This window comes from Mycobacterium sp. IS-1742, assembly GCF_001500125.1.
Classification (GTDB): Bacteria; Actinomycetota; Actinomycetes; order Mycobacteriales; family Mycobacteriaceae; genus Mycobacterium.
The window spans coordinates 108,396-131,043 of the sequence record NZ_LQIV01000042.1 but is presented as its reverse complement, the minus strand read 5'-3'; the positions used below and the strand labels follow the sequence as shown (position 1 = coordinate 131,043).

Annotated in this window: 21 protein-coding genes; 11 read left to right on the top strand and 10 right to left on the bottom strand. The window is 68.9% G+C overall.

The genetic code is table 11. The annotated features are described in order from the left end of the window. Position 1: 1 nt before the first annotated feature. Positions 2–550: a hypothetical protein gene (locus AU196_RS21165; protein WP_231737666.1), complete on the bottom strand. Its 549-nt coding sequence runs from the start codon at positions 548–550 to the stop codon at positions 2–4. A 260-nt stretch (positions 551–810) separates the two neighbouring features. On the opposite strand from AU196_RS21165, the gene AU196_RS21160 reads away from it, so the two are divergent. Together AU196_RS21160 and AU196_RS21155 are read left to right on the top strand one after the other, a co-directional pair. After that, positions 811–1,800: a mechanosensitive ion channel family protein gene (locus AU196_RS21160; protein WP_059097039.1), complete on the top strand. Its 990-nt coding sequence runs from the start codon at positions 811–813 to the stop codon at positions 1,798–1,800. A 34-nt stretch (positions 1,801–1,834) separates the two neighbouring features. Beyond that, entirely contained in the window at positions 1,835–2,533 is a 699-nt protein-coding gene (locus tag AU196_RS21155) for a nucleoside/nucleotide kinase family protein (RefSeq protein ID WP_059097038.1), read from the top strand. Between the two features lie 35 nt (positions 2,534–2,568). Here the strand turns inward: AU196_RS21155 and AU196_RS21150 are convergent, their stop codons facing one another. Beyond that, positions 2,569–3,711, bottom strand: coding sequence for an acyl-CoA dehydrogenase family protein (locus AU196_RS21150; RefSeq protein ID WP_059097037.1), 1,143 nt, complete (start codon positions 3,709–3,711; stop codon positions 2,569–2,571). Continuing rightward, complete coding sequence (locus tag AU196_RS21145; RefSeq protein WP_059097036.1) at positions 3,712–4,944, bottom strand: acyl-CoA dehydrogenase family protein; 1,233 nt, start codon at positions 4,942–4,944, stop codon at positions 3,712–3,714. Between the two features lie 150 nt (positions 4,945–5,094). Here AU196_RS21145 and AU196_RS21140 point away from each other — a divergent pair, with 150 nt between their 5' ends. Beyond that, positions 5,095–5,457 carry a PAS domain S-box protein gene (locus tag AU196_RS21140; protein WP_197415867.1) on the top strand — a complete coding sequence of 121 codons (363 nt, stop codon included), beginning with the start codon at positions 5,095–5,097 and terminating at the stop codon, positions 5,455–5,457. 6 nt (positions 5,458–5,463) lie between these two features. On the opposite strand, the gene AU196_RS21135 is transcribed toward AU196_RS21140, so the two are convergent. Together AU196_RS21135 and AU196_RS21130 are read right to left on the bottom strand one after the other, a co-directional pair. Then, positions 5,464–6,114, bottom strand: coding sequence for a ScbR family autoregulator-binding transcription factor (locus AU196_RS21135; RefSeq protein WP_059097034.1), 651 nt, complete (start codon positions 6,112–6,114; stop codon positions 5,464–5,466). 54 nt (positions 6,115–6,168) lie between these two features. Beyond that, positions 6,169–6,846: a TetR family transcriptional regulator gene (locus AU196_RS21130; protein WP_059097033.1), complete on the bottom strand. Its 678-nt coding sequence runs from the start codon at positions 6,844–6,846 to the stop codon at positions 6,169–6,171. A 395-nt stretch (positions 6,847–7,241) separates the two neighbouring features. Between AU196_RS21130 and AU196_RS21125 the strand changes: the two genes are divergently transcribed. Beyond that, a complete protein-coding gene (locus AU196_RS21125) occupies positions 7,242–8,111 on the top strand; it encodes an FAD-dependent oxidoreductase (RefSeq protein ID WP_059097032.1) in 870 nt (289 codons plus the stop codon). On the opposite strand, the gene AU196_RS21120 is transcribed toward AU196_RS21125, so the two are convergent. From AU196_RS21120 to AU196_RS21110, 3 genes are read right to left on the bottom strand one after another with little or no spacing between them, the layout of a single operon-like run. Continuing rightward, complete coding sequence (locus AU196_RS21120; protein WP_059097031.1) at positions 8,073–9,902, bottom strand: putative bifunctional diguanylate cyclase/phosphodiesterase; 1,830 nt, start codon at positions 9,900–9,902, stop codon at positions 8,073–8,075. The genes AU196_RS21125 and AU196_RS21120 overlap by 39 nt on opposite strands. Beyond that, positions 9,899–12,025 (bottom strand): Rv1355c family protein, encoded by a 2,127-nt coding sequence (locus AU196_RS21115; protein WP_059097030.1) that lies wholly within the window; start codon positions 12,023–12,025, stop codon positions 9,899–9,901. Before AU196_RS21115 ends, AU196_RS21120 begins: the two co-directional genes overlap by 4 nt. Next, positions 12,025–12,774, bottom strand: coding sequence for a hypothetical protein (locus AU196_RS21110; protein ID WP_059097029.1), 750 nt, complete (start codon positions 12,772–12,774; stop codon positions 12,025–12,027). Before AU196_RS21110 ends, AU196_RS21115 begins: the two co-directional genes overlap by 1 nt. A gap of 1,180 nt (positions 12,775–13,954) precedes the next feature. Between AU196_RS21110 and AU196_RS21105 the strand changes: the two genes are divergently transcribed. From AU196_RS21105 to AU196_RS21090, 4 genes are all read left to right on the top strand, one after another. Continuing rightward, positions 13,955–14,407: a MaoC family dehydratase gene (locus AU196_RS21105; protein WP_059097028.1), complete on the top strand. Its 453-nt coding sequence runs from the start codon at positions 13,955–13,957 to the stop codon at positions 14,405–14,407. 84 nt (positions 14,408–14,491) lie between these two features. Next, on the top strand, positions 14,492–15,844 hold the full coding sequence (locus AU196_RS21100) for a flavin-containing monooxygenase (RefSeq protein WP_059097027.1): 1,353 nt from the start codon (positions 14,492–14,494) through the stop codon (positions 15,842–15,844). A 2-nt stretch (positions 15,845–15,846) separates the two neighbouring features. Further along, positions 15,847–16,479, top strand: coding sequence for a TetR/AcrR family transcriptional regulator (locus tag AU196_RS21095; protein ID WP_059097026.1), 633 nt, complete (start codon positions 15,847–15,849; stop codon positions 16,477–16,479). Beyond that, positions 16,476–17,414, top strand: a complete 939-nt coding sequence (locus tag AU196_RS21090) for an alpha/beta hydrolase (protein WP_059097025.1) — start codon at positions 16,476–16,478, stop codon at positions 17,412–17,414. Before AU196_RS21095 ends, AU196_RS21090 begins: the two co-directional genes overlap by 4 nt. Here the strand turns inward: AU196_RS21090 and AU196_RS21085 are convergent. Further along, a complete protein-coding gene (locus AU196_RS21085; protein WP_059097024.1) occupies positions 17,401–18,219 on the bottom strand; it encodes a mycofactocin-coupled SDR family oxidoreductase in 819 nt (272 codons plus the stop codon). The genes AU196_RS21090 and AU196_RS21085 overlap by 14 nt on opposite strands. Continuing rightward, positions 18,216–19,385 carry an acyl-CoA dehydrogenase family protein gene (locus AU196_RS21080; protein WP_059097023.1) on the bottom strand — a complete coding sequence of 390 codons (1,170 nt, stop codon included), beginning with the start codon at positions 19,383–19,385 and terminating at the stop codon, positions 18,216–18,218. The genes AU196_RS21085 and AU196_RS21080 overlap by 4 nt, the downstream gene beginning before the upstream one ends. A 120-nt stretch (positions 19,386–19,505) precedes the next feature. Here AU196_RS21080 and fabG point away from each other — a divergent pair, with 120 nt between their 5' ends. Genes fabG through AU196_RS21065 form a run of 3 tightly spaced genes read left to right on the top strand, consistent with a single transcriptional unit; the run spans position 19,506 to position 22,647 of the window. After that, a complete protein-coding gene (gene fabG, locus AU196_RS21075; protein ID WP_059097022.1) occupies positions 19,506–20,246 on the top strand; it encodes a 3-oxoacyl-ACP reductase FabG in 741 nt (246 codons plus the stop codon). After that, on the top strand, positions 20,246–21,460 hold the full coding sequence (locus tag AU196_RS21070) for an acetyl-CoA C-acetyltransferase (protein WP_059097021.1): 1,215 nt from the start codon (positions 20,246–20,248) through the stop codon (positions 21,458–21,460). Before fabG ends, AU196_RS21070 begins: the two co-directional genes overlap by 1 nt. Continuing rightward, positions 21,457–22,647 carry an acyl-CoA dehydrogenase family protein gene (locus AU196_RS21065; protein WP_059097020.1) on the top strand — a complete coding sequence of 397 codons (1,191 nt, stop codon included), beginning with the start codon at positions 21,457–21,459 and terminating at the stop codon, positions 22,645–22,647. The genes AU196_RS21070 and AU196_RS21065 overlap by 4 nt, the downstream gene beginning before the upstream one ends. The last annotated feature ends 1 nt before the right edge of the window (position 22,648 follow it).

Sequence of the window (22,648 nt, the reverse complement as noted above, 5' to 3'; positions counted from 1 at the left end):
CTCACCGGCCCGCCCGCTGCATGATCGTCGCGTCCCGGTCGACGATCCGCACCATCGCGTCGAGGTCGGAGGCCACGCGACCGAACGCGGCGTGCAGGGCGTCGAGCGAACCCTGATCCGGCGGTTCGGCAAGGGCCGCGCAGCGCGACTCCACGTCGCGAGCGCTGTCGACGACGCGCTGCATCGCCCGGGTCAGGTCGGGATCGGGGGTGTCGACGATCCCGGACATCTCGACGGTGATCGGCGCGACCATCTGGCTGCAGTAGAACCTGATGTCTTCGACGTCACGGGCCGCCAGGGCGTCCTGCACCTGCGGCCGCACCTGGTGGGTCACCGTCGTGACGGTGTCGAGGGTTCCGGAGGAGGCCGTGACCCATTCCCACATCGCCTCGATCGCTGCGCGGGTCGGCGCCCGGACGCCCCATCCCTCCTGGAGCACGGTGGGCGTCGCGATGACCGATCCGCGCTCCGGCGCCGAACGCGGGGTGTCCTGCGGACCGACGGCATCGCGCAGTGCGGTCACCCCGGTGAGCATCGCGACGGACAGCACGAGTACACCGGCGACTGCCGGCGCTTTCCACCTTGCGCCGGTCCGAGGCGGACTCGGTGCATGCGGGTCCGGATCCCATCCCGGCGGTGCAGAAGGTGCCCCCATGACTCACGAGAGTAGTTGTAGACGCAAGGGGTCGCGTCCTCTCCCGGGCGGCCTGACGCCGCCCAATTGACGCGTCGGTTTATTCGGAGCGAACCCGGGTACCGACGGTGTACACCATCAACGGCCGCGGGGAGCCACGAACAACGGAGTTAGCGATGGAAGACGCCCTACGAGATATGTGGAGATCGGTGGCGAACTTCGCGCCGAAGCTGGTGGCGTTCCTCGTCATCCTGATCATCGGGTGGATTTTGGCGAAGCTGATCGCCAAGGCCATCGACAAGATCCTCGAGAAAGTCGGTTTCGACCGGGCCGTCGAGCGCGGCGGGGTCAAGAAGGCACTGGCGCAGAGCAACTACGACGCGTCGACCATCGTCAGCAAGATCGTCTACTACGCGCTCCTGCTGGTCGTTCTGCAACTGGCGTTCGGCGTCTTCGGCCCCAACCCGATCAGCGCGCTGATCGCCGGGGTGATCTCCTTCCTGCCGAAACTGCTCGTCGCACTGATCATCGTGGTGGTCGCGGCGGCGATTGCGGCGGCGGTCCGCGACATCGTGTCCAACGCGCTGAGCGGCCTGTCCTACGGGCGGCTCCTCGCGAACATCGCGAGCATCGCCATCCTGGCGCTCGGTGTCATCGCCGCGCTCAACCAGGTCGGTATCGCGTTGACCGTCACCTTGCCCGTGCTGATCGCCGTCCTCGGCACTGTCGGCGGCATCCTCGTCGTCGGTGTCGGCGGCGGCCTGATCAAGCCGATGCAGCAGCGCTGGGAGAACTACCTGTCGCGGGCCGAGGACGAGGGCCGCACCATGCGCGAACACCTCAGCAGCCGCGACCGGGAGACGACGATGATCCCGGCCGCCGGCTCGTCGCAGCAACCGGGCTACTCCCAGGGCAGTGGCCAGCAGGGCGCCGGCCAGCCCGGCTACTCGCAGGGCGCACCGCAGTACGGGACCGACCCGCAATACGGAAGCGACCCGCGCTACCCGGGCGGGTCCCAGTATCCGCAACCGGGTGGGCAGCAGTCGGGTCCGCCGACCGCTCCCTACCAGCCCGGCCAGCAACCGGGTTACGACGATCCGCTCGGCGGTCGGCACACCGGTATGCCCGGCGGACAGCAGTACCCGTACGGCGGTGGTCAGCAGTAACGCCGGTACGGGCTGCGCGCTTATAGTCGCGTGGGTGGACTCCGACGAGCACGGCCGGGTTCACCCACGCGGCACAGCGCCGGAGGCGGTGACCACCGACGAGGCGGTCCGCGTGGTCCTCGCGGACGCACAGGCCCTCCTCGACGCCGGAGCGGGGCGGGTGATCATCGGAATCACCGGACCACCGGGGACCGGTAAATCCACGTTCGCCAGGCGGGTCGCCGAGCATGCCGGTGCGATGGCGAGCTACCTGCCGATGGACGGGTTCCACCTGTCGAGCGCGCAACTGGACCGCCTGGGCCGGCGCTTGCGCAAGGGCGCACCGGACACCTTCGACGTGGACGGCTACCGCGCGACGCTCATCCGCGTCGCCGCGGCCCACGGGGTCCGGGATGTCTACGTCCCGGACTTCGACCGGGCGCTCGAGGAGCCGGTGGCGGCGGGTGGGGTGGTGCCCGCCGAGGCCCGGCTGGTGGTCACCGAGGGGAATTACCTCGGCCTGTGGGATGGTGTCGCGGCGTTGCTCGACCGGCTCTACTACCTCGACAGCGACCCGGGTGTCCGCCGCGCGCGGCTCGTCGCCCGCCACCTCGCCGGCGGGCGCAGTGGTCCCGAGGCAGCGCACTGGGTCGACACGGTCGACGACCCGAACGCCGACCTCATCGCCGGCACTCGTGACCGGTGTGACCGCATCTTCGACGTGGATGTGCGCGAGTCACCGCGGGGTCGGTAGAGCTCCGCGAGCACGGCGTCGACAGACGGGACGGGTCAGGGTCGCGTCAGCTGCGCGTAGCGGCTGATGTGGTGGTCGGTGGAGCCGAACTCGTACTGCAGCGCGGTCAGCCGTTTGAAGTAGTGACCGATCGCGAGTTCCTCGGTCATGCCCATGCCGCCGTGGAGCTGGACCGCGTTCTGCCCGACGAAGCGGGCCGCGCGCCCGATGGTGGCTTTGGCGGCCGATACCGCACGGGCACGCACCTCGTCGGCGGAGTCGAGGTTGAGCACGGCCAGAAACGTCGCCGCGACCGACTGCTCGACCTCCATGTGCATGTCGACCATCCGGTGCTGGAGCACCTGGAAGCTGCCGATGGGCGTGCCGAACTGATGGCGCTGTGTGCAGTACTCGACGGTGTCGGCGAGCACTCTGCGCATCGCCCCGACGGCCTCGGCGCAGACGGCCGCCGCCCCTTCGTCTCGGGCCCGCGCGATCGACGGCCAGGCCCCACCCTCGTCGCCGAGCAGCGCCGCACCGGGAACCCGCACACCGTCGAACGAGATGTCGGCGGCGCGACGGTCGTCGATCGTGCGATAGGCGTGCGTGGTCAGGCCGCCCTGCACCGCGGAGAGGTCGACGAGGAAAAGGGAGATCCCCTGCTCGTCGTCGCGGCCACCCGACGTGCGCGCGGTGACCAGCAGGTGGCCCGCCAGGGGCGCGCCGGTGACCACGACCTTCTCCCCGCGCAGCACCCAGTCCGCCCCGTCCTTCTCCGCGGTGGTGGACACGTCGCGCCAGTTGTCCCCCGAGGCGGCCTCGGTCGCGGCGAGCGCGACCAGCGCGGTGCCCTCCACGATCTTCTCGAGCACGGCGGCGGCGGTGTCGCCGCCGGCGCGCTGCAGCAGGCCCCCGGCCACCACCACGGTGTCGACGAACGGCTCGACCACCAGCGCGTGGCCGAGCGCCTCGGCGATCACCATCGCCTCGACGGCTCCGCCGCCGAGGCCGCCGGCGTCCTCGGGCAGCGTGGCGCCGAGGATGCCCAGCTCCTCGGCGAACCCGCGCCAGATGTCCGGCTGCCAACCCGCGCCGGTCTTGGCTGCGGCACGGCTCTTTTCGAGCTCGTAGCGGGTCGACAGGAACTTCGTCAGCCCGTCGCGCAGCAGTTCTTGTTCCTTGGTGAGCGAGAAGTCCATCTAGAGCCCCAATGCTGCCTTGGCCAGGATGTTGCGTTGAATTTCGTTGCTGCCGGCGTAGATCGAGCCGGCACGGTCGTTGAAGTAGCGCAGGGGAGCGACCGCCTGCCACGGTTCGCCGCTGAGGTAGCCGTCCGCGGGTGGTTCGTACTCGGCGACCGGTCCGCCCGGGCACGTCGCATGCGGCTGATACACCCGGGCGCGGGGCCCTGCGGCGGCCATGGCCAGTTCGGTCAGATCCTGGCTCAGTTCGGTGCCGAGGACTTTGAGCATCGACGACGCCGACCCGGGGTTGCCGCCGGCCGCGACAGTGGCCAGCACCCGGTACTCGAGGATCTCGAGGACGTCGGTGCGGATCCGCGCATCGGCCAGTCGCTGGGCGAATCGCGCGTCATCGATGAGCCGGCCGCCGTCGGGGCCGGGTTGTTCGGCGGCGACCGTGGCGATCTCCTCGGCGAGCACCTGCAGGGCCGGCGCGGACGAGCCGCCCCCTCGCTCGAATTCGAGGAGATACTTGGCGACGGTCCAACCGTCGTCGATCGCCCCGATGACGTTGCTCTTGGGCACGCGGACCTCGTCGAAGAAGACCTGGTTCTGCACCTCCTCACCCGAGGTCATCACCAGCGGCCGGATCTCGATGCCCGGGGTCGTCATGTCGATGAGGACGAACGTGATGCCCTGTTGCTTCTTCGGCGACCGGGTGGTCCGCACCAGCGCGAACATCCAATTCGCCTCTGCCGCATGGGTGGTCCAGATCTTACTGCCCGTGCAGACCAGGTCGTCGCCGTCGTCGACGGCGGCCATGGTCAGCGCGGCGAGGTCGGAACCGGCCTCCGGTTCGGAGTAGCCCTGGCAGAAGAACACCTCACCGGTGAGGATGCGTGGGAGGAAGTAGTCCTTCTGTTCGGGCGTGCCGAATTTGATGATGGCGTGCGCCACCATCCGGATTCCCATCGGGGACAGAGACGGCGCCCCCGCGAGAGTGGACTCCCGGCTGAAGATGTAGTGCTGGGTGAGGCTCCAGTCGCAGCCGCCGTACTCGACCGGCCATGCCGGTGCCGCCCAACCGCGCTCGTGCAGGATCGCCTGCCAGGCCATGCTGGCGTCGTGGTCGGCGTAGACGCTGGTCATCAGCCGCCCCGCCCGTTGGATCTCCGGGGTCAGTTTGGCGGCGAGGAACGCGCGCACTTCGTCGCGAAACGCCAGATCGCGATCCGACCAGGTCAAGTCCATGGGTCACCCCCGTCTGCAGTGTGCGTTCCCACAGAGTAAACCTAGTTAGTCAAGTCGTTGTCACGTGGCCCTCACAATGTCGCCCCTCGGTGCGAGGGCGATACTGCTCGGATGGAGCGGCGACGAGACGGCCAGGACGATCGATCCCCGATGTCGTTGCTGCGGGACATGCCCGCGCTGGTGTTGCTCGAGCGGTTCCCGGTTCCGGTTCTCGCGATCGCCGAGGACGGCGCCATCCTGTTTGCGAACGGGGCGTTCGCCGACATGGTGGGCTACCGGACCGAGGACGTCACCGCGGCGCACTTCACGGAGATCTTCCATCGCCTCCCCGCCGAGGACTCCGCAGTGATGGTGGTTCGCGCGCACGCCGACCTTGTCGTGGAGTTGGTGCACCGCGACGGGTCCATCGTCCGGGCCCGGATGAGCAAATCCGCGCTGGTGCGCGGTGACGATCCCGTGGCGCTGGCGACGTTCACCGACCTCACCGAACGGTTGTGGGCAGAGGAGGTGTGAGGCTCGTCAGTCAGCGGTGGGCCGCCGGCGTGTCTCCCGGGCCAGGAACTCGGCGAAGTACTCGCGGGATTCGTCGGTGACGATGGCGGGCAGCACGAGCCCGAAGAGGCGCGTAACGCGCTCGCGCAGATCGCTTCCGCCCGAAGCGGCGTCGGAGAGCAGGCTTCCCCCGATGAAGGCGCCGACGAACGTCTCGGCCACCGCGACGATGTCGACGTCCTCGCGAACGTCCCCCTCGTCGCGGGCCCTCGCCACATCCTCGGCCATCGCCGAGAGCCACCCGCCGTAGGTGCCTCCCGCGGATTCGCTGAACCCGGCGAACACGCGCATGAGCACGATCCCGACGCGTGCCACCTTGTCGGTGCAGAGCTGATCCACGACGAGGAACGTCCCGTGGATGATGCTCTCCAGCGCCGGGGACGACGATTCACTGATGGCGTCGAAGGTGGCCAGCAGCCGGGCGCTGCCCTCGGCCACGATCTGCGCGGCGAGCGCTTCCTTCGAGTCGAAGTGGTAGTAGAGCGCACCCTTGGTCATCTGGGCGCGCTCGATGATGTCACCGAGTCCGGTTCCGGGATAACCACGTTCGCTGAACAGGTCGACCGCCGCTTCGATGATCCTGCGCCTGGTCGCCTCAGAACGTGCTTGGCGAATCATGTGCTGTTGCCCACCTCCGGACGAAGTCCGTCGCCACGCCGCGCCGGCCCGCCGTCATAGCGTATCGGTGGACAACGGCCGGGCCCGCTTGATCGCCAAGGCGCTGCGTCGGCGCACGAATGTCGTGAGGTACCCGAGTCGTTCGGTCGCCGCGAGCCCGGGCAGCATCAGCGTCCACGCCCGCTGCAGGTCACCCAGGAACGAGGCGGGGTCGTCGAGGTGGTTGGCCTGACGGACGCCCAGGTACAGGAAGATCAGCAGGCGGGCGACGTCGTCGGGCGCCACGGTCGCGGCGACGTCACCTTCGTCGACGGCGCGGCGCGCGAGCGGCGTCAGCGCGGTGTGGGACGCGTCGAAAGCCCGCCGACGCAGGCCGTCGGTCCGGCCGACGGACTCCAGGAGATTGAGTCCCGCCCGCGCGACGTGCCGGCCGATGTCCTCGAGCGCGGTCCCGAACGTGACGTCGACCAGCGTCTCCATCCCGGACCGCCGCAGGGCCACCGTCTCGTCGATGATGCGGAGATTCGATTCGAGCCACTGGTCGACGAGCGCCGACGCGAGGGCGTACTTGGACCGGAAGTGGTGGTACATGGCGCCTTTGGTGACCGCGGCATCGGAGAGGATGTCGTCGAGATTCACCAGACCGTAGGGCTTGAGCGCGAACTGTCTGGCGGCAGCGGCAAGAATCTGCTGACGCGTCGCGTCGGTTCTCCGGTCGACCTGCTCGGCCACTCACGCCCTCGGAATTCATCAAGCCGCACGTCGGCGGGTGGTCGGGCCGCCGCGTCCTGTCCGCGGCGGATGTCATACTTTAGGTTATCTGTCCGGGTGCAAAACAGCCAAAAGGTATGTAACGTTCAAGTCGTGATGACTGCAAGTATCTCGCCCCTCGCGCTCGTGCCCGGCACGTGCGCTGGTGAGGGCGCTGGAGACGATGTGGCGTCCGCGTTTTCCCTCCACGGATGGCGATGGTACCTTCATCCGGTTGCCACGGCCTGTTCTGGCAAACCCCCTCGAATCCCTGCACAGGCCGTGGCGACCCACCTTCCAGCCGTGCGAGGTGACTTGACCTGCCGCCATACCGATAGGCGGACCATTTGCGAGCAACGGCGAGGTGTTTAACGCATATGTGGGACCACGAAGTCGACGTGCTGTGTGTGGGCGGTGTCGTCGGTGCGCTCGCCAGCGCTGTGGTGGCGGCCGACGCCGGGGTCGACGTGCTCGTCGCCGCATCCGCGGCAGGCGATCGGGGATGGCCGGCTGATCAGGTGGAGGACGAGCAGACCCTTGCGTACTTCGCCGCGCTGACCGACGGTCTCGCGACCGTTCCGCGGCCGACGGCCGAGGTGCCCGTGCGTCCGGTCCGGCCGCTGACAGCGGCCGAGCGGCGCAGGGCCGCACCGTTCTACGGGGCCCGGCTCAGGAAGTGGACCGAGCAGTGCCTGCTCTCGCCGTACGCGCTGCTGCACACCAGGGTCACCGACTGGCGAACCACCACCATGCGGACGCTCGACAACCGTCCGGTGCAGGTCAAACCGGTCGGCAGGATCGCGCTGCCGGCTCAGGGCGGTCCGGTGCCGATCGCGACGTGGCTCGAGGGTGAGGCGCGGATCCGCGACATCGACGTCGCCTCCGGCGCCCGCCTGCAGCGGATCGTCTTCGAGGAAGGTGTTGTCGTCGGTGCGGTGCTCGAGACCGGGGAGGGGCCCTACGCCGTGCGGTCCCGGCACGGGGTCACCCTCGCGCCGCGGGTCATCCACCGTGAGGCTGATTACGAGCGCGGTGACGACGAGGCCGAGGTGGCCCTCGTCAGTGAGATCGGCAGCCGGTTCGCCCGCGTCGAACTGCTCGCGGCCGCCCCGCCCGCGACCCCCCCCTCGGCGACCTGCTCGAGCAGCAACCGGCAGCTCCCGAAGGCGATGCGCGAATCCCGGAGGAACCGCGCCGAACCCCGGCGCTCACGAGAAATGAACGGCCACCCGCCCTTCGGCCAGTAGCCGCTCCATCTGCTCGCCGGGCACCGGACGCGACAGCAGGAAACCCTGGGCGCGATGGCACCCGTGGTGCAGCAGAGTCCGTGCGCCGACCTCGGTTTCGACTCCCTCGGCCACCAGTTCGAGACCGAACGCATCCGCGAGCGCGACGATGGCACGGACGATCGCCAGGTCGCCCGCGTTGGAGCCGAGGTCCTGCACGAAACCCTTGTCGATCTTCAGGGTGTCCACGGGCAGGGATTTGAGCAGCGACAACACGCTGTAACCCGTCCCGAAGTCGTCGATCGCGACCTGGACCCCGGCGTCCTTGAGCCCCGCGAGGGTGACCCGCGTGGTGTCGATGTCCTGCACGACCACGCTCTCGGTGATCTCGAGGCAGACCGACCCGCGTTCCAGGCCGAAATCCGCCATCACCTCCGCGACGGATTCGACGAAGCCCTCCGTGACAAGCTGAACCGGAGACACGTTGACCCGCAGCACTATTCCGCTGCCCACACCGGCCGCGCGCCAGCGTGCGAACTCGGCGCAGGCGTTGCGCAGCACCCACCGTCCGAGTTCGCCCGCGAGGTTGATGGACTCGGCCACCCCGATGAACCGGTCGGGGGACAGCAGTCCGCGTGTCGGATGCTGCCAGCGGACGAGGGCCTCGGTCGCGAGGATCTCACCGGTCCGGATGTCGACCTCGGGCAGGTAGTGCAGGACCAGGGCGCCGCTGTCGATGACGTTCTGAAGGTGTAACTCGATGTCGTTGCGCAGGGCGATCTCCTGCGACATCTCTTCGCTGAAGACCGAGATGCAGTTGCCGCCGGCCCCTTTGGCGCTCAACACCGCCTGGTCCGCCCGGCTGAGCAGATCCGAGGTGGTGTCGCAGCCGGGCATACCGACGGCCACACCGATGCTGATCGTCCGGGTCAGCATCTCACCGTCTATCGAAACCCGTTCCCGCAGAACGGCCTGTAATCGGTGGGCGAGGGACTCCGCGGCATCGGCTGTCATCGGCGCAGCAGGCACCACGACGAACTCGTCCCCGCCCAGGCGGGCGATGAACTTCGCCTCCTCGCCCTGTTGCAGGCGTTCGGCGAGGATCCGGATGAACCAGTCACCGGCGATGTGGCCGAGGTAGTCGTTGACCGCCTTGAGCCGGTCGAGATCGAAGAAGAGCAGGGCAACGGGACCCGGGCGCCCCGCCGCGAGCCGCTCGTCGAGGTGCCCCAGCAGGGAACGCCGGTTGTGCAGACCGGTCAGGTCGTCGTGGTCGGCGAGGTACCGCAGGCGCTCCTCGGCGGCGATCCTGGCCTGCACCTGGGCGAACAGCGACGCGATCGCGGTGAGCGCGTTGAGTTCGTCTCGCTGCCAGGCGCGGTCGCCGAACTTGACGAAGCCCAGGACCCCGGTCGTCACGTCACCGGACCGCAACGGCACCTCGGCGACCGTGGCCGCCCCGCGCAGACCGCTCGGGTCCGCGGGATCGGGTCGCAGGATGACGGGTTCGCAGAGATGTTCGGTCTGCGCGAACACCGGATCCGCGTCGGAGAAGTACACGACCTCGAGCGGGTCGAGGTCGCCGGCGCCCGAGCGCGGCGGCCATTCGGCGACGAGTTCGGAGGCGTGGACGCGGTGGTCGTTGTGGCGCAGGAAACTCACATCGACGTCGAAGTAGGAGACGAGGTCGCCGAGTACGCGTTCGCTCACCTCGACCGACGTCGCCGCCGTGACCGCCATCAGGTCCGTCGCGACCGATGTCACGAGGACCTCGTGGTTTCTCGGCACGGTCGTCTCCGTTCCCGGCGTCATGCCGGTGCCGGTGTGGTCAGGCTGCGGCGTCTGCTGCGCCGAGACGCTCGGGGTGCGATGGAGAAGCGGAGGACCAACGCCTCGGACTCGTCCGCGCCGGTGCCGGTCAGCGCGCGGAACCGACGTCGCAACTCGCCGAGTTCACCGGCGAACCCCGGTGAGAGTTCGGCGAGCTCGTGGTCGTCATGCGCGTAGAGGAACACCGGCGACACGGGATGGGTCGCGACGCCGTGTTGTTCGGCGGCGATCCACACGGCCTCGGTGGCCGCGCCGCCGCGCAGGTAGTCCGGCAGGGTGTGACCGGTGATGGTGACGACACCCAGCCCGGCGCTGGACGTCAGGCGGTCGTAGGTGTCGTCGCCGAGCGCCGACCCCGCCTCCCACCGGGCCAGGTTGGCCATGACCTCGCCCCGGCGCAGGATGTCGAGTTTGACCAGGTCCGTCGCTCCCAATTCCAGGGTGCGCACGTCGATGCCGGAGTCGGGCGCCGGATCGCCTGGCCACCGCAGTTCCGAGAACATCTCCGAGTGCAGGCGTGGGGTGAGATACCGGATCCGGTCGGTCGCCGCGAGGATCTCGGCGGCCTCGGCGATGTCGCAGGCGTCGGTGAGCAACGTCAGGCGGGCGCCCTGCGCCCGCGCCGCGGCGCTCAGCGCCTGGACCTCGGCGTTCCCGAGCGGTGTACCCGATCCGTGGTGCCGGTTGGTCTCCCGGCGCAACATCGCAGGGTAGAGGCGCGCGAGGTCGGCGTCCTCGGCTCGTCCGAGCTTGACGACGGCCCGCAGGGGGGTGCGCTCATCGCCGCGCTCGAGGTCGACCTCGGCAGCGCGGTGATGGGCCGCCGCGGCGATCCGCGCGTTGAGGACCGCCGCACCCAGCGCCACGGCGCTACCCCGGTACGCGACGTCCATGGCCGTGGTGGCCTCGGGGGCCACCCACAGGTGGACGGCGTCGGGCTGCAGTGCGATCTGCCACGGCTGCGCATTGCCGCCCGACGGCGCCCGGACCGCTGCGGCGGCGACCTTCTCGACGATGGAGTCCGCGCCCGCATCGGGGCCCGGATCGTCGTCGGTGTCGTCGGTCGGTGCGCCGCCGAGCGGGTCCTCGACGCGGTCGAGGAGCGCGGCGGCATCGATGCGGATCCGGCCCGAGGACAGCGGCTCGCCCAGACCGATGCGGCGCACCGCCTCGGCGACGGCGGTGGCGCCCAGCGCGACCTCGCCGGCGAGCTGCGGCCACGTCGTCAGGCTCGTGCCGACCTCAACCAGCGACGCGGCCATCCGTGGCGAGAGCGCCTGCGCATCGAGGATGCGCAGCACGTACGGCACCTTGTCCTTGCTCGTCAACCCGGACAGCGCCGCCGAGTCGATGTCGCCGAGCAGTCCGTGCAGCAGCGGCCGTGCCGGGTCCAGGTCGAAGCGTTCGATGTCGAGCAGACCGCGGTCACTGGTGGCCATCAGGACCGGGATGCGTCGGGCCCGCGCATGCTCACGAACCAGCACCTTCACGTCGAGCGAATCGCACTCCTCGATCACCACGTCGAGCCCGTCGAGGAACTGCTCGACGGTGGCCGACGTGACGCCTTCGGTGGTCACCTGCACTGGGAGGTAGGGGTCGAGCTCGGCGACCCGCCGGGCGGCGACGACCGCCTTGTTCACCCCGACGTCGACGAGGCTCGCGGGTACGCGGTTGAGGTTCGACACCTCGAGCCCGTCGAAGTCGGCGAGTCGCAGTTCCCCGCAGACCCCCTGTGCGGCGAGCGTGTGGGCCACGGTGTGGCCGACGCTGAGGCCGACGACGCCGACCCGCAACCGTCCGAGCCGCTGCTGCTCTGCCGCGGTGATCAGATTCCGGTTGCGGTCGAGCCGGAGCCGCCGGTGCGCGCGGGGACCGAGGACGCGCACGACCGTGCGCCGCCACGGGAAGTACGCCCACCCGGTGGGCTCACCGGTCAGATCCGCGTCGGGGGGCGGACGCAGCTCGGACAGCGCCGAGCGCAGTTCCGCGGCGCGGTCGACGAATTCGACCCCGGGAATCGACCGTAGCGTCGCGAAGGCGTCGTGGTCGTCGTCGGTCAGGACGGTGGCGGTGAAGGAAGTCGGATCGGTGGTGAACCCCGTCATCAGCTGGACGAAGCCGCCGCCGCGAGTTCGCCGACCCCGTCGAGTTGCGCCGTCACCTGCCGCGTTTCGGCGAAGAACGTCGAAACCTGCTTGGGATCGGCGTGATTGGCGTATGTGCGCCTGTCCCACCACATCATCTTGGTCTGATATCGGGCGTCCGGATATGGAGTCGCGGGAATCTTGGCGGCGAGCACACCGCCCGAGGATAACCAGCGATTCAAGACATATGCCGCCGCCGTGGCGACTGCGAATTGGGCGTCGAGCAACATCATCGAATGCAGAGGCACACGAGCCAGGACGTCGGTGAGCGCTCGGCTCTGTTCGGGGTCGTCGCTCACCCATGCCGATTTGATTTCCACCACGCCGAACGGAAGGCGATCACCGACCATTTTGCGCACCGCGGCCAGACCGGGCTGGCCGTCCCACTCGACCACCGCGTGGCACTCGTCGACCGCGCTGTACGGTCCCTTGGCGCGGACGCCGCCGACCACCTGTCCGGCCTTGTTGATGCCCGCGCAGAACAAAGCGGTGTCGTCCCCGCGCTCGAGAGCGCCGGTGTCGAGCGCTCGCTCGACACCGTGCTTGTGATAGCTGAGCCGCGCCCCGCGAACATACTCGGCCCACAGCTCGGGCTCGGTGGCGGGCTGCGCCAGGACGATGGTGCACTGGCTTGCGTCGTCGAACCAGGTCGGGTTCCGGTCCAGTTCCAGAAGCCCGGGGGTGGGGGTGTCTAGCTGGGCAACAGGCATGGGTGTCCGTCCTTCGGGCTGCCGCCCCGGGGGGAGGCGGCGGCTGGTCATGGTGCGCGTCACGCGGTGTTGCGAATACGCGAACTTGAGTATCCCGCTCATAGTGGGTTCCATTCCAGCTAGCGAGTGAAACTTGTCCAGTATTGCGTTATCCGTACTGCGGCCCGGTCGCAGTTTGTGCACGCAACTTCAGTTATGGCAATCGGCTATTCGCGGGTCTTCGCTGGTCGTTTGTCCGTCGATCGGATCCGGCGAACTTTGCGATTGCACTGACCGCCATACCCCCGTGTTTGCGCGTTGAACAGAGGTTTCTTGCTGTTTGCCGGCCGAGCCAGGTTGTGAGACTCGTCACGCCCACACGACGGTCGGCCGCCCGCCGGCCCCGGGGCGCGGCGCCGGCCCACCACGAACGGACCTTCCGCGGCGGGCGCCCGGCACGCCGGCGCCATGGCGGTCCGAGCGCCGCCGGCGCGAGTCCGACCGTCGTGTGCGGGGCGTCCGCGCAGGCGGGCACCCAGCGGTCCCGGCGGCGGGAGATCCACCCGTCGCCGTGGTGTTGCAGGTTTGCCAGGAGGCCCCTCGGCGCCACGGTTATCGCCGCTCCCATGAGGCTCCGAGGTGCGCTCGGAGGTGTGCGCCCGCCGCGGGTCACGGGGTCGGAGCGAGCGGCCGGGTCGACTCCGTCCGACGGGTCCAGAGTGCTCGCCGCCGCGGCAGGACGCGGACGGTCCTCGACGGCTCGGGCAGCGAATCGCCGGCGAATACCGCCACCTCGCCATGTCGCGGTCGCTGTCGCGGTCAGGGCCGAATCCCCGCGATAGTTGCGCAGGGCAATACCTCACGATTGCTCCCGGCATTCGGCACGTCGATGCCGGATACCTGCGCCGTCTGTGTTTGTGTCCGCGCGTGCCACCGGGAACGGGCATCGGTTGCCGTCGGCCATCGGATCCGAATGGGTAAAGTGCGGCCGCGGTTCTTCGTTTCCATTCCGCATATCGCTCCGCGCGACAATGGACACGCCTTCCCGGAAACGCGCGAATGCGCGCAATTCTGGCAAATTCGAATTGCGGTTTCTCGCGGCCGACGGCGACCCAGCGGCGCTCCCGGCGTCGATCGGCGCGGCGGTGGACCGTAGGGTGCGAAGCGGCAGTGGCGCGTCGGCGCCGGAGAGGAGACACCCGTGAAGACCTTCGATGGACTGGACGAGCTCGCGGCGGCTGAGGGCACCTCACTCGGCCCCACCGAATGGCTCGAGATCACCCAGGACCGGGTGAACCTCTTCGCCGACGCCACCGACGACCACCAGTGGATCCACGTCGATCCCGAGAAGGCGGCCCAGGGTCCCTTCGGCGGCACCATCGCGCACGGACTGTTGACCCTGTCGCTGCTGCCGCACTTCAGTCATCAGCTGTACACGGTCGGCAACATCGCGATGGCGATCAACTACGGCTACAACAAGGTTCGCTTCATCAACCCGGTGAAAGTGGGCGCGCGGCTGCGGGCCCGCGGGGAGATCAGCAAGGTGGACCGCCTCGACGGCGCCGTTCAGGCGATGACCACCATCACCGTGGAGATCGAGGGGGCGGAGAAGCCGGCCGCCGTCGCCGAGTCGATCGTGCGTTTCATCGGTTGAGGCCGTCTGACATCTGTCAGATTTGATTGACGCATGTCACATCGCGTGGTTAGTGTGCTCCTCACCACTCGGTGAGGAGTCCACGTGGGTCAGTCGTCGCCACGCACAGCGATCATCGGCGCGGGCATCAGCGGCCTGACCGCCGCCAAGATGCTCAAGGACTACGGAGTCCCTCACACCACCTTCGAGAGTTCCGACCGCATCGGCGGCAATTGGGCATTCGGTAACCCCAACGGTCACAGCTCGGCATACCGCTCACTGCACATCGACACGTCGAAGCACCGGTTGTCGTTCAAGGACTTCCCGATGCCCGAGCACTTCCCGTCCTTCCCGCACCACACTCAGATCAAGGCGTACCTGGACGACTACGCGGAGGCGTTCGGACTGCTCGACGGCATCGAGTTCAACAACGGTGTGGTGCGCGCCGAACGCAGACCCACCGGCGGCTGGGACATCGAGGACCAGTCGGGGGAGCGGCGCCGATTCGATCTGCTGGTGGTCGCGAACGGGCACCACTGGGATCCGCGCTGGCCGGACTTCCCCGGTGAATTCGCAGGCGAGTCCATTCATTCGCACCACTACATCGACCCACACACCCCGCTGGAGCTGACGGGGAAACGCATCCTGGTGGTGGGTCTGGGCAACAGCGCCGCCGACATCACGGTGGAGCTGTCGGCCAGGTCGCTGCAGAACACGGTGACGCTGTCGACGCGGTCGAGCGCCTGGATCGTGCCGAAGTTCATCGCGGGGCGCCCCGGGGATCAGTTCTTCCGCACGTCGCCGCACCTGCCGCTGTCCTGGCAGCGCAAGGCGTTACAGCTCATCGCGCCGATGCTGGGCACCGACCCCACGAGCTACGGCTTGCCGCCGGCCAACCACAAACTCTTCGAGGCCCACCCGACGCAGTCGGTGGAACTGCCGCTGCGACTGGGCTCCGGCGACGTCACCCCCAAGCCCAACGTCGCCCGGTTGGACGGCCACACAGTGCATTTCGAAGACGGCACCAGCGACGACTACGACGCCATCGTCTACTCCACCGGTTACAACATCACCTTCCCGTTCTTCGACCCGGCGTTCATCAGCGCGCCCGACAACCAGATCCGGCTCTACAAGCGCATGTTCCTGCCGGGCGTCGACGATGTGGTGTTCATCGGGTTCGCCCAGTCCGTGCCCACGTTGTTCCCGTTCGTGGAATGCCAGTCGCGGCTGCTCGCCGCGTACGCGGTGGGTCGCTACGCCCTGCCCGGCCGTTCGGAGATGGAGCGGGTGATCGACGCCGACCAGCGGTTGCACGCCGGCCACTGCACCGACCGGCCGCGACACACCCAGCAGGTCGACTATTTCGTCTACGAACACGACATCCGCACCCGCGAAATGGCCGCCGGGGCCGAGCGGGCGCGGCGACAGCGGCCGGCGTTCGCGGAAGCGGCGCGCTGACAGTGCGTTCGGCGACGGATCGGCGGCCCGCGCAGCGCAGCGATCTGCGCCGCGACGCCATCCTGGATGCGCTCGACCGTTGGTTGCAGCAGTCGAGCGTCGAGACGGTGAACATCGCCGAGGTGGCACAGCAAGCCGGTCTGACGCGGTCGGCGTTCTACTTCTACTTCGAGAACAAGGCGGCCGCCGTGGCGGCGCTGACCGAGCGCATCCTCGACGAGACCCTCGCGGTCAACAAGGCGCTCACCGTCGGACCGGGTTCGCCGCGAGTCCGCGTGCACGCGATGCTCACCGGCCTCTTCGACCTGTGCGAGCGTCATCGACATCTGTTCCAGGCGATGCTCGAGGTGCGTGGGTCGAGCCCGGCCGTGCGATCGATCTGGGACGACGCGCGTGAGTCGTTCGTCGACTCCATCGCCGAGATGATCCGCGCCGAGCGTGCCGCGGGAGTCGCACCGGACGGCGTCGACGCCCGCGTGCTGGCCACCGTACTGATCGAGTTCAACGACCGCATGCTGGAGCGTCTCGCCCTCGGCGGCCCCCTGCCTGCCGACCGGTTACGCCAAGGGGCGGCGGCGGTCTGGCTGAGTTCGGTCTACGGCATCACCGACCCAGAGGAGCACCCCGAGACATGACCGCCCCCGAGCAGATCACCTTCTCCTCCATGGACACCCGCTGCGCGGCATGGCATTTCCGCAGCGAATCCGATCGGCTGTGCGGTCCGTACGGGCGGCCGATCGTGGTGATGGCGCACGGTTTCGGGGGCACGATGGACTCGGGCCTGAAGCCGTTCGCCGACCGGTTGTGCACCGCCGGCGCCGACGTGGTGACGTTCGACTACCGCGGATTCGGTGCTTCGGACGGCCGACCGCGTCAGAGTGTGTCGGTCATCCGCCAGTTGGAGGACTTCCATGCGGCGGTGGTGGCGGCGCAGCGCCTACCCGGTGTGGATCCCGGCCGGGTGGTGCTGTGGGGCTCGTCGTTCTCCGGCAGCCACGTGATCCGGGTGGCGGCGGGACGGTCCGACGTCGCGGCGGTCATCGCGATGACACCGCTCACCAGCGGGCTGGCCGCGAGCCGGGCGGCCGTCGCGCACCGCGACCTCGGTGCTGCGCTGCGCTGGTCACTAATGGGCGTCAAGAGCCGTGTCGCGGTCGCGTGTGGCCGGGCACCCTCGCTCATGCCGTTGGCGGCGCGCCCGGGACAGCCCGGTGCGCTCGCGCTCGACGGCGCCTACGACAGCTACCTGTCGATCGCCGGTCCGACGTGGCGCAACGAGATCGACGCCGCGATCGGAATCGAATTGGTGAAGGTCCGAACGGCCCGTGACGCCAAGCGCATTCGGGTGCCGGTGCTCGTCCAGATCGCCGACTACGACCGGTTCGTGCCCGCCGAGTCGGTCGCCAGGACCGCTGTACACGCCGGGGCGCAGGTGCACCACTACCCGTGCGACCACTTCGACGTGTGGCCCGGCCACGAATGGCACGACAGGGCCGCGACGGATCAGGCGGCGTTCCTCGACCGGGTCTTCGCGCGGCAGTCGTCGACCGAGACGCTCAGAACTGGGTAGACCCGCAGTCGACGGCGATGGCCGCGGCCGTGACGAACCGGGATTCGTCGCTGGCCAGCCACGCCACCGCGTCGGAGATGTCCTCCGGTTGCGCGATGTCCGGGATGAACGGGGTCACCATGTTCATCAACCCGGGGTTGGTGGCGTCGGCGCGCATCAAGCCGTCCACCATGTCACCGGTCCCCATCGGCGTCGCGACCGCGCCGGGATGCAGGCTGTTGACCCGGATTCGGTGCCTGCCGAGTTCGGCGGCGAACGCTCGCGCCATGCCGGTGACCGCGTGCTTGCTGGCGGTGTAGTGCACCATGAACGGCTGCATCTTCAGGCCGGCGGCCGAGCTGATCAGGATGATCGACCCGCCTCCGCCGCCGTCGACGATGTGCTGCGCGCCGGCCATCACGGTGTTCCAGGTGCCGGTGATGTTGACGTCGGTGACGTCGCGGAAGTCCGCCGGGGTGATGGTGTTCCACGGCTGCGGCGCCGTGATGCCGGCATTGGCGACGATGACGTCGAGTCGGCCCAGTTCGGCGACCCCGTCGTCGACCGTCTGGCGCAGGGCGTCGTGGTCGCGGGTGTCGACCACCGCGGACACGACGCGGCGGCCGGACGCCTCGACCAGCGAGACGGTCTCGGCGAGGTCCTCCGGTGTCGCATGGTCGTAGGGCACACAGTCCGGCAACGTGCCCGCGATGTCCACGGCGATGATGTCGGCGCCCTCGGAGGCCAGGCGAACCGCGTGGGCGCGCCCCTGGCCGCGGGCGGCTCCGGTGATGAACGCGACCCTGCCTGCCAGGCGGCCGGTCACGAGTTCGCCGCCCGCTGAGCGGATTTGACCAGACCGCCGCCGATGATCAGGCGCTGTATCTCGCTGGTGCCCTCGTACAGTCGCAGCAACCGGACGTCACGGTAGATCCGCTCGACGGGCACCTCCCGCATGTAGCCGCTGCCACCGTGGATCTGCACCGCGAGATCGGCGACCTGACCGGCCATCTCGGTGCAGAAGAGTTTCGCGGCCGACGGCGCGATCCGGCGATCCTCCTCGGTCACCCACTTGAGGGCGGCGTCCCGGACGAGCGCGCGCCCGGCCATCACCCCGGTCTGCTGGTCGGCCAGCATCGCCTGCACCAGTTGGAACTCGCCGATCGGGGTGCCGCCCTGGGTGGCGGTCGCGGCGTAGGCCACCGATTCGTCGAGCGCGCGCTGCGCGGCGCCCACGGCCAGCGCGGCGATGTGGACGCGCCCGCGGGCCAGGGTGATCAGCGCCGCGCGGTAGCCGATGTCCTCACTGCCGCCGACGAGTGCCGCTGCCGGGACGCGGACGTCGGTGAAGTTCACGTCGGCGGTCCAGGCGCCCTCCTGGCCCATCTTGGCGTCCTTGACACCGACCTCGACGCCCTCGGCGTCGGCGGGCACCAGGAAGACCGCGATACCGGCGCCCTGGGCGTCGGCCGGGCGGGTGCGTGCGAACACGACGAACAGGTCCGCCGTCGGAGCGTTGGTGATGAAGCGTTTCTGGCCGGTGATGACCCAGTCGGATCCGTCGCGCACGGCTTTCGTGCGCAGCCCGGCCGGGTTCGAGCCCGCACCGGGTTCGGTCAGCGCGAACGAGGCGACGACGTCACCGGAGGCGATGCCCTCGAGCCACTGCTTCTTCTGCTCGTCGGTGCCGAAGCCGACGAGCACCTGTCCGGCGATGCCGTTGTTCGTGCCGAACATCGAGCGCAGCGCGAGCGAGGTGTAGCCGAACTCCATGGCCAGTTCGACGTCCTGCGTAAGGTCCAACCCGAGCCCGCCCCATTCCTGCGGAATGGCGTAACCGAACAGACCCATCTTCGTCGCCTGTTCGCGCAGATCGTCGGGGACCTTGTCCGCGGCGAGGATCTCGGTTTCGCGCGGGACCACGGCAGTCCGGACGAAATGCCTTGTCTGCGCGAGGATCTCGCGAAAATCCTCGTCACTGACTTCGCTCATCGACGACCTCCAGTCGCAGTCGGCGGCCCCTGGGGTGGCCGGCGGCCAATATCGTATATGAAATATGATGTTCGCCGACCGGGCCCCTCGGAGGCCCCGACAAGTCAGGCAGGTGATCGAGTGTCGTTGCTGACCGGACAGACCGCGGTCGTCACAGGCGGTGCGCAGGGACTGGGCTTCGCGATCGCGGAGCGCTTCGTGTCGGAGGGGGCGCGGGTGGTGCTCGGCGACCTCGACCTCGACGCCACCGAGGCCGCCGCCACACGCCTGGGCGGGGCCGAGGTGGCCACCGCCGTGCGTTGCGACGTCACCCGCGCCGACGAGGTGGACGCGCTCGTCGGCGTGGCGGTGGAACGCTTCGGCGGCCTCGACGTCATGGTGAACAACGCCGGGATCACCCGCGACGCGACTCTGCGCAAGATGACCGAGGAACAGTTCGACCAGGTGATCGCCGTACACCTCAAGGGCACATGGAACGGGCTGAAGGCCGCGGCGGCGATCATGCGCGAGAACAAGCGCGGCGCGATCGTCAACATGTCGTCGATCTCGGGCAAGGTCGGCCTGATCGGGCAGACCAACTACTCCGCGGCGAAGGCGGGGATCGTCGGGATGACGAAGGCCGCCGCGAAGGAACTCGCGCACCTCGGCGTGCGGGTCAACGCGATCCAGCCCGGTCTCATCCGGTCGGCGATGACCGAGGCCATGCCGCAACACATCTGGGATCAGAAACTCGCCGAGGTGCCGATGGGCCGGGCCGGCGAACCGGCCGAGGTGGCCAAGGTCGCCCTCTTCCTCGCCTCGGACCTGTCGTCGTACATGACCGGAACCGTGCTCGAAGTCACCGGCGGAAGGCACGTCTGATGCGCGACACCGTCATCTGCGAACCCGTTCGCACCCCCATCGGGCGGTACGGCGGCATGTTCAAGGACCTCACCGCCGTCGAACTCGCGGTGGCCGCCCTCACGGGTCTACTCGACCGCACCGGAATCGATCCCGCGGTGGTCGACGACGTCGTCCTCGGGCACTGCTATCCGAGCAGCGAGGCGCCCGCCATCGGACGGGTGGTGGCCCTGGACTCCGGTCTTCCGGTCACCGTGCCCGGTATGCAGGTGGACCGTCGCTGCGGATCGGGGCTGCAGTCGGTGGTGCAGGCCTGCCTGCAGGTCGGCAGCGGCAACAACGACGTGGTGGTCGCGGGCGGCGCGGAGAGCATGAGCAACGTGGTGTTCTATTCGACCGACATGCGCTGGGGAGGCGCCCGCGGCGGGGTGGCCGTGCACGATGCCCTGGCCCGCGGACGGACCACGGCGGGAGGCAGGAACCACCCGGTCCCGGGCGGCATGCTCGAGACCGCGGAGAACCTGCGCCGCGAATACGGCATCTCCAGGGCCGAACAGGACGAACTGGCGGTCGCCTCGCATCAGCGGGCGGTCGCCGCCCAGAAGAACGGCGTCTTCGCCGAGGAGATCATCCCGGTGACCGTGCGCACCCGACGTGGCGAGGACGTCGTCGACACCGACGAGCATCCCCGCGCGGATACGACGCTGGAGACCCTCGGACGGCTCAAACCCGTTTTGGGGAAACAGGATCCGGAGGCGACGGTGACCGCCGGCAATGCCAGCGGCCAGAACGACGCGGCGTCGATGTGCGTGGTCACCACGCCGGAGAAGGCGGCCGGACTCGGGCTGACCCCGCTGGTGCGGCTGGTGTCGTGGGGCGTGGCCGGGGTGGCGCCGAACGTGATGGGCATCGGGCCGGTGCCCGCGACCGAGGCCGCGTTGGCCAGGGCGGGCCTGGACCTGGCCGACGTCGACCTGATCGAACTGAACGAGGCGTTCGCCGCACAGGCGCTCGCCGTCATGCGGGAGTGGAAGTTCACCGCCGCCGACATGGAGCGCACCAACGTGCACGGGTCGGGGATCTCGCTCGGACACCCGGTGGGGGCGACCGGCGGACGGATGCTCGCCACGCTGGCCCGCGAACTGACCCGCAGGCAGGGCCGCTACGGGCTGATGACGATGTGTATCGGCGGAGGGCAGGGCCTGGCCGCGGTCTTCGAGCGAGTGGCGTCATGACCAGACTCGCCCAGACCCTGGGGCTGACCGAGTTCCAGACCGAGATCGTCTCCACCGTGCGCCAGTTCGTCGACAAGGAGATCATCCCGAACGCCCAGGAACTCGAGCACTCCGACACCTATCCGCAGGAGATCGTCGACGCGATGCGCGAGATGGGCCTGTTCGGCCTGATGATCCCCGAGGAATACGGCGGCCTCGGGGAATCGCTGCTGACCTATGCGCTGTGCGTCGAAGAACTCGCCCGCGGGTGGATGAGCGTCTCGGGCGTCATCAACACCCACTTCATCGTCGCCTACATGATCCGTCAGCACGGCACCGACGAGCAGAAGCAGCGGTTCCTGGCGCGCATGGCCACCGGTGAGACCAGGGGCGCGTTCTCCATGTCGGAACCCGAACTGGGCTCCGACGTCGCCGCGATCCGTACCCGCGCCCGCCGTGACGGCGAGGACTACGTGATCGACGGCCAGAAGATGTGGCTGACCAACGGTGGCAGTTCCACTCTGGTCGCCGCGTTGGTGCGCACCGACGAGGGCGCTGACAAACCGCACCGCAACCTCACCGCATTCCTGGTCGAGAAGCCGACGGGGTTCGGTGAGGTGGTGCCGGGCCTGACGATCCCCGGCAAGCTCGACAAGCTGGGATACAAGGGCATCGACACCACCGAACTCATCTTCGACGGCTACCGCGCGAAGGCCGCCGACATCCTCGGCGAGCAGCCCGGGCAGGGCTTCTTCCAGATGATGGACGGCGTCGAGGTCGGGCGGGTCAACGTGTCGGCCAGGGCCTGCGGCGTCGGGTTGCGCGCATTCGAACTCGCGGTGCGCTACGCCCAGCAGCGCCAGACGTTCGGCAAGCCGATCGCCGACCATCAGGCCATCGCCTTCCAGCTGGCCGAGATGGCGACGAAAGTCGAAGCGGCGCATCTGATGATGGTCAACGCCGCCCGCCTCAAGGACTCCGGTGAGCGCAACGACGTCGCCGCCGGGATGGCGAAGTACCTCGCCAGCGAGTTCTGCGCGGAGGTGACCCAGCAGAGTTTCCGCATCCACGGCGGCTACGGCTACTCCAAGGAGTACGAGATCGAGCGGCTGATGCGCGACGCGCCGTTCCTGCTCATCGGAGAGGGCACCAGCGAGATCCAGAAGAACATCATCAGCAAGCGTCTGCTCGCCGACTACCGGATCTGAC

What these genes read in the sequence shown, in the direction of transcription:
- AU196_RS21160 (WP_059097039.1), top strand. Translation starts at nt 811, where the DNA reads ATGGAAGACGCCCTACGAGATATGTGGAGATCGGTGGCGAACTTCGCG.
- AU196_RS21150 (WP_059097037.1), bottom strand. Translation starts at nt 3,711, where the DNA reads ATGGACTTCTCGCTCACCAAGGAACAAGAACTGCTGCGCGACGGGCTG.
- AU196_RS21145 (WP_059097036.1), bottom strand. Translation starts at nt 4,944, where the DNA reads ATGGACTTGACCTGGTCGGATCGCGATCTGGCGTTTCGCGACGAAGTG.
- AU196_RS21140 (WP_197415867.1), top strand. Translation starts at nt 5,095, where the DNA reads ATGTCGTTGCTGCGGGACATGCCCGCGCTGGTGTTGCTCGAGCGGTTC.
- AU196_RS21135 (WP_059097034.1), bottom strand. Translation starts at nt 6,114, where the DNA reads ATGATTCGCCAAGCACGTTCTGAGGCGACCAGGCGCAGGATCATCGAA.
- AU196_RS21125 (WP_059097032.1), top strand. Translation starts at nt 7,242, where the DNA reads ATGTGGGACCACGAAGTCGACGTGCTGTGTGTGGGCGGTGTCGTCGGT.
- AU196_RS21120 (WP_059097031.1), bottom strand. Translation starts at nt 9,902, where the DNA reads ATGACGCCGGGAACGGAGACGACCGTGCCGAGAAACCACGAGGTCCTC.
- AU196_RS21115 (WP_059097030.1), bottom strand. Translation starts at nt 12,025, where the DNA reads ATGACGGGGTTCACCACCGATCCGACTTCCTTCACCGCCACCGTCCTG.
- AU196_RS21110 (WP_059097029.1), bottom strand. Translation starts at nt 12,774, where the DNA reads ATGCCTGTTGCCCAGCTAGACACCCCCACCCCCGGGCTTCTGGAACTG.
- AU196_RS21090 (WP_059097025.1), top strand. Translation starts at nt 16,476, where the DNA reads ATGACCGCCCCCGAGCAGATCACCTTCTCCTCCATGGACACCCGCTGC.
- AU196_RS21080 (WP_059097023.1), bottom strand. Translation starts at nt 19,385, where the DNA reads ATGAGCGAAGTCAGTGACGAGGATTTTCGCGAGATCCTCGCGCAGACA.
- AU196_RS21070 (WP_059097021.1), top strand. Translation starts at nt 20,246, where the DNA reads ATGCGCGACACCGTCATCTGCGAACCCGTTCGCACCCCCATCGGGCGG.
- AU196_RS21065 (WP_059097020.1), top strand. Translation starts at nt 21,457, where the DNA reads ATGACCAGACTCGCCCAGACCCTGGGGCTGACCGAGTTCCAGACCGAG.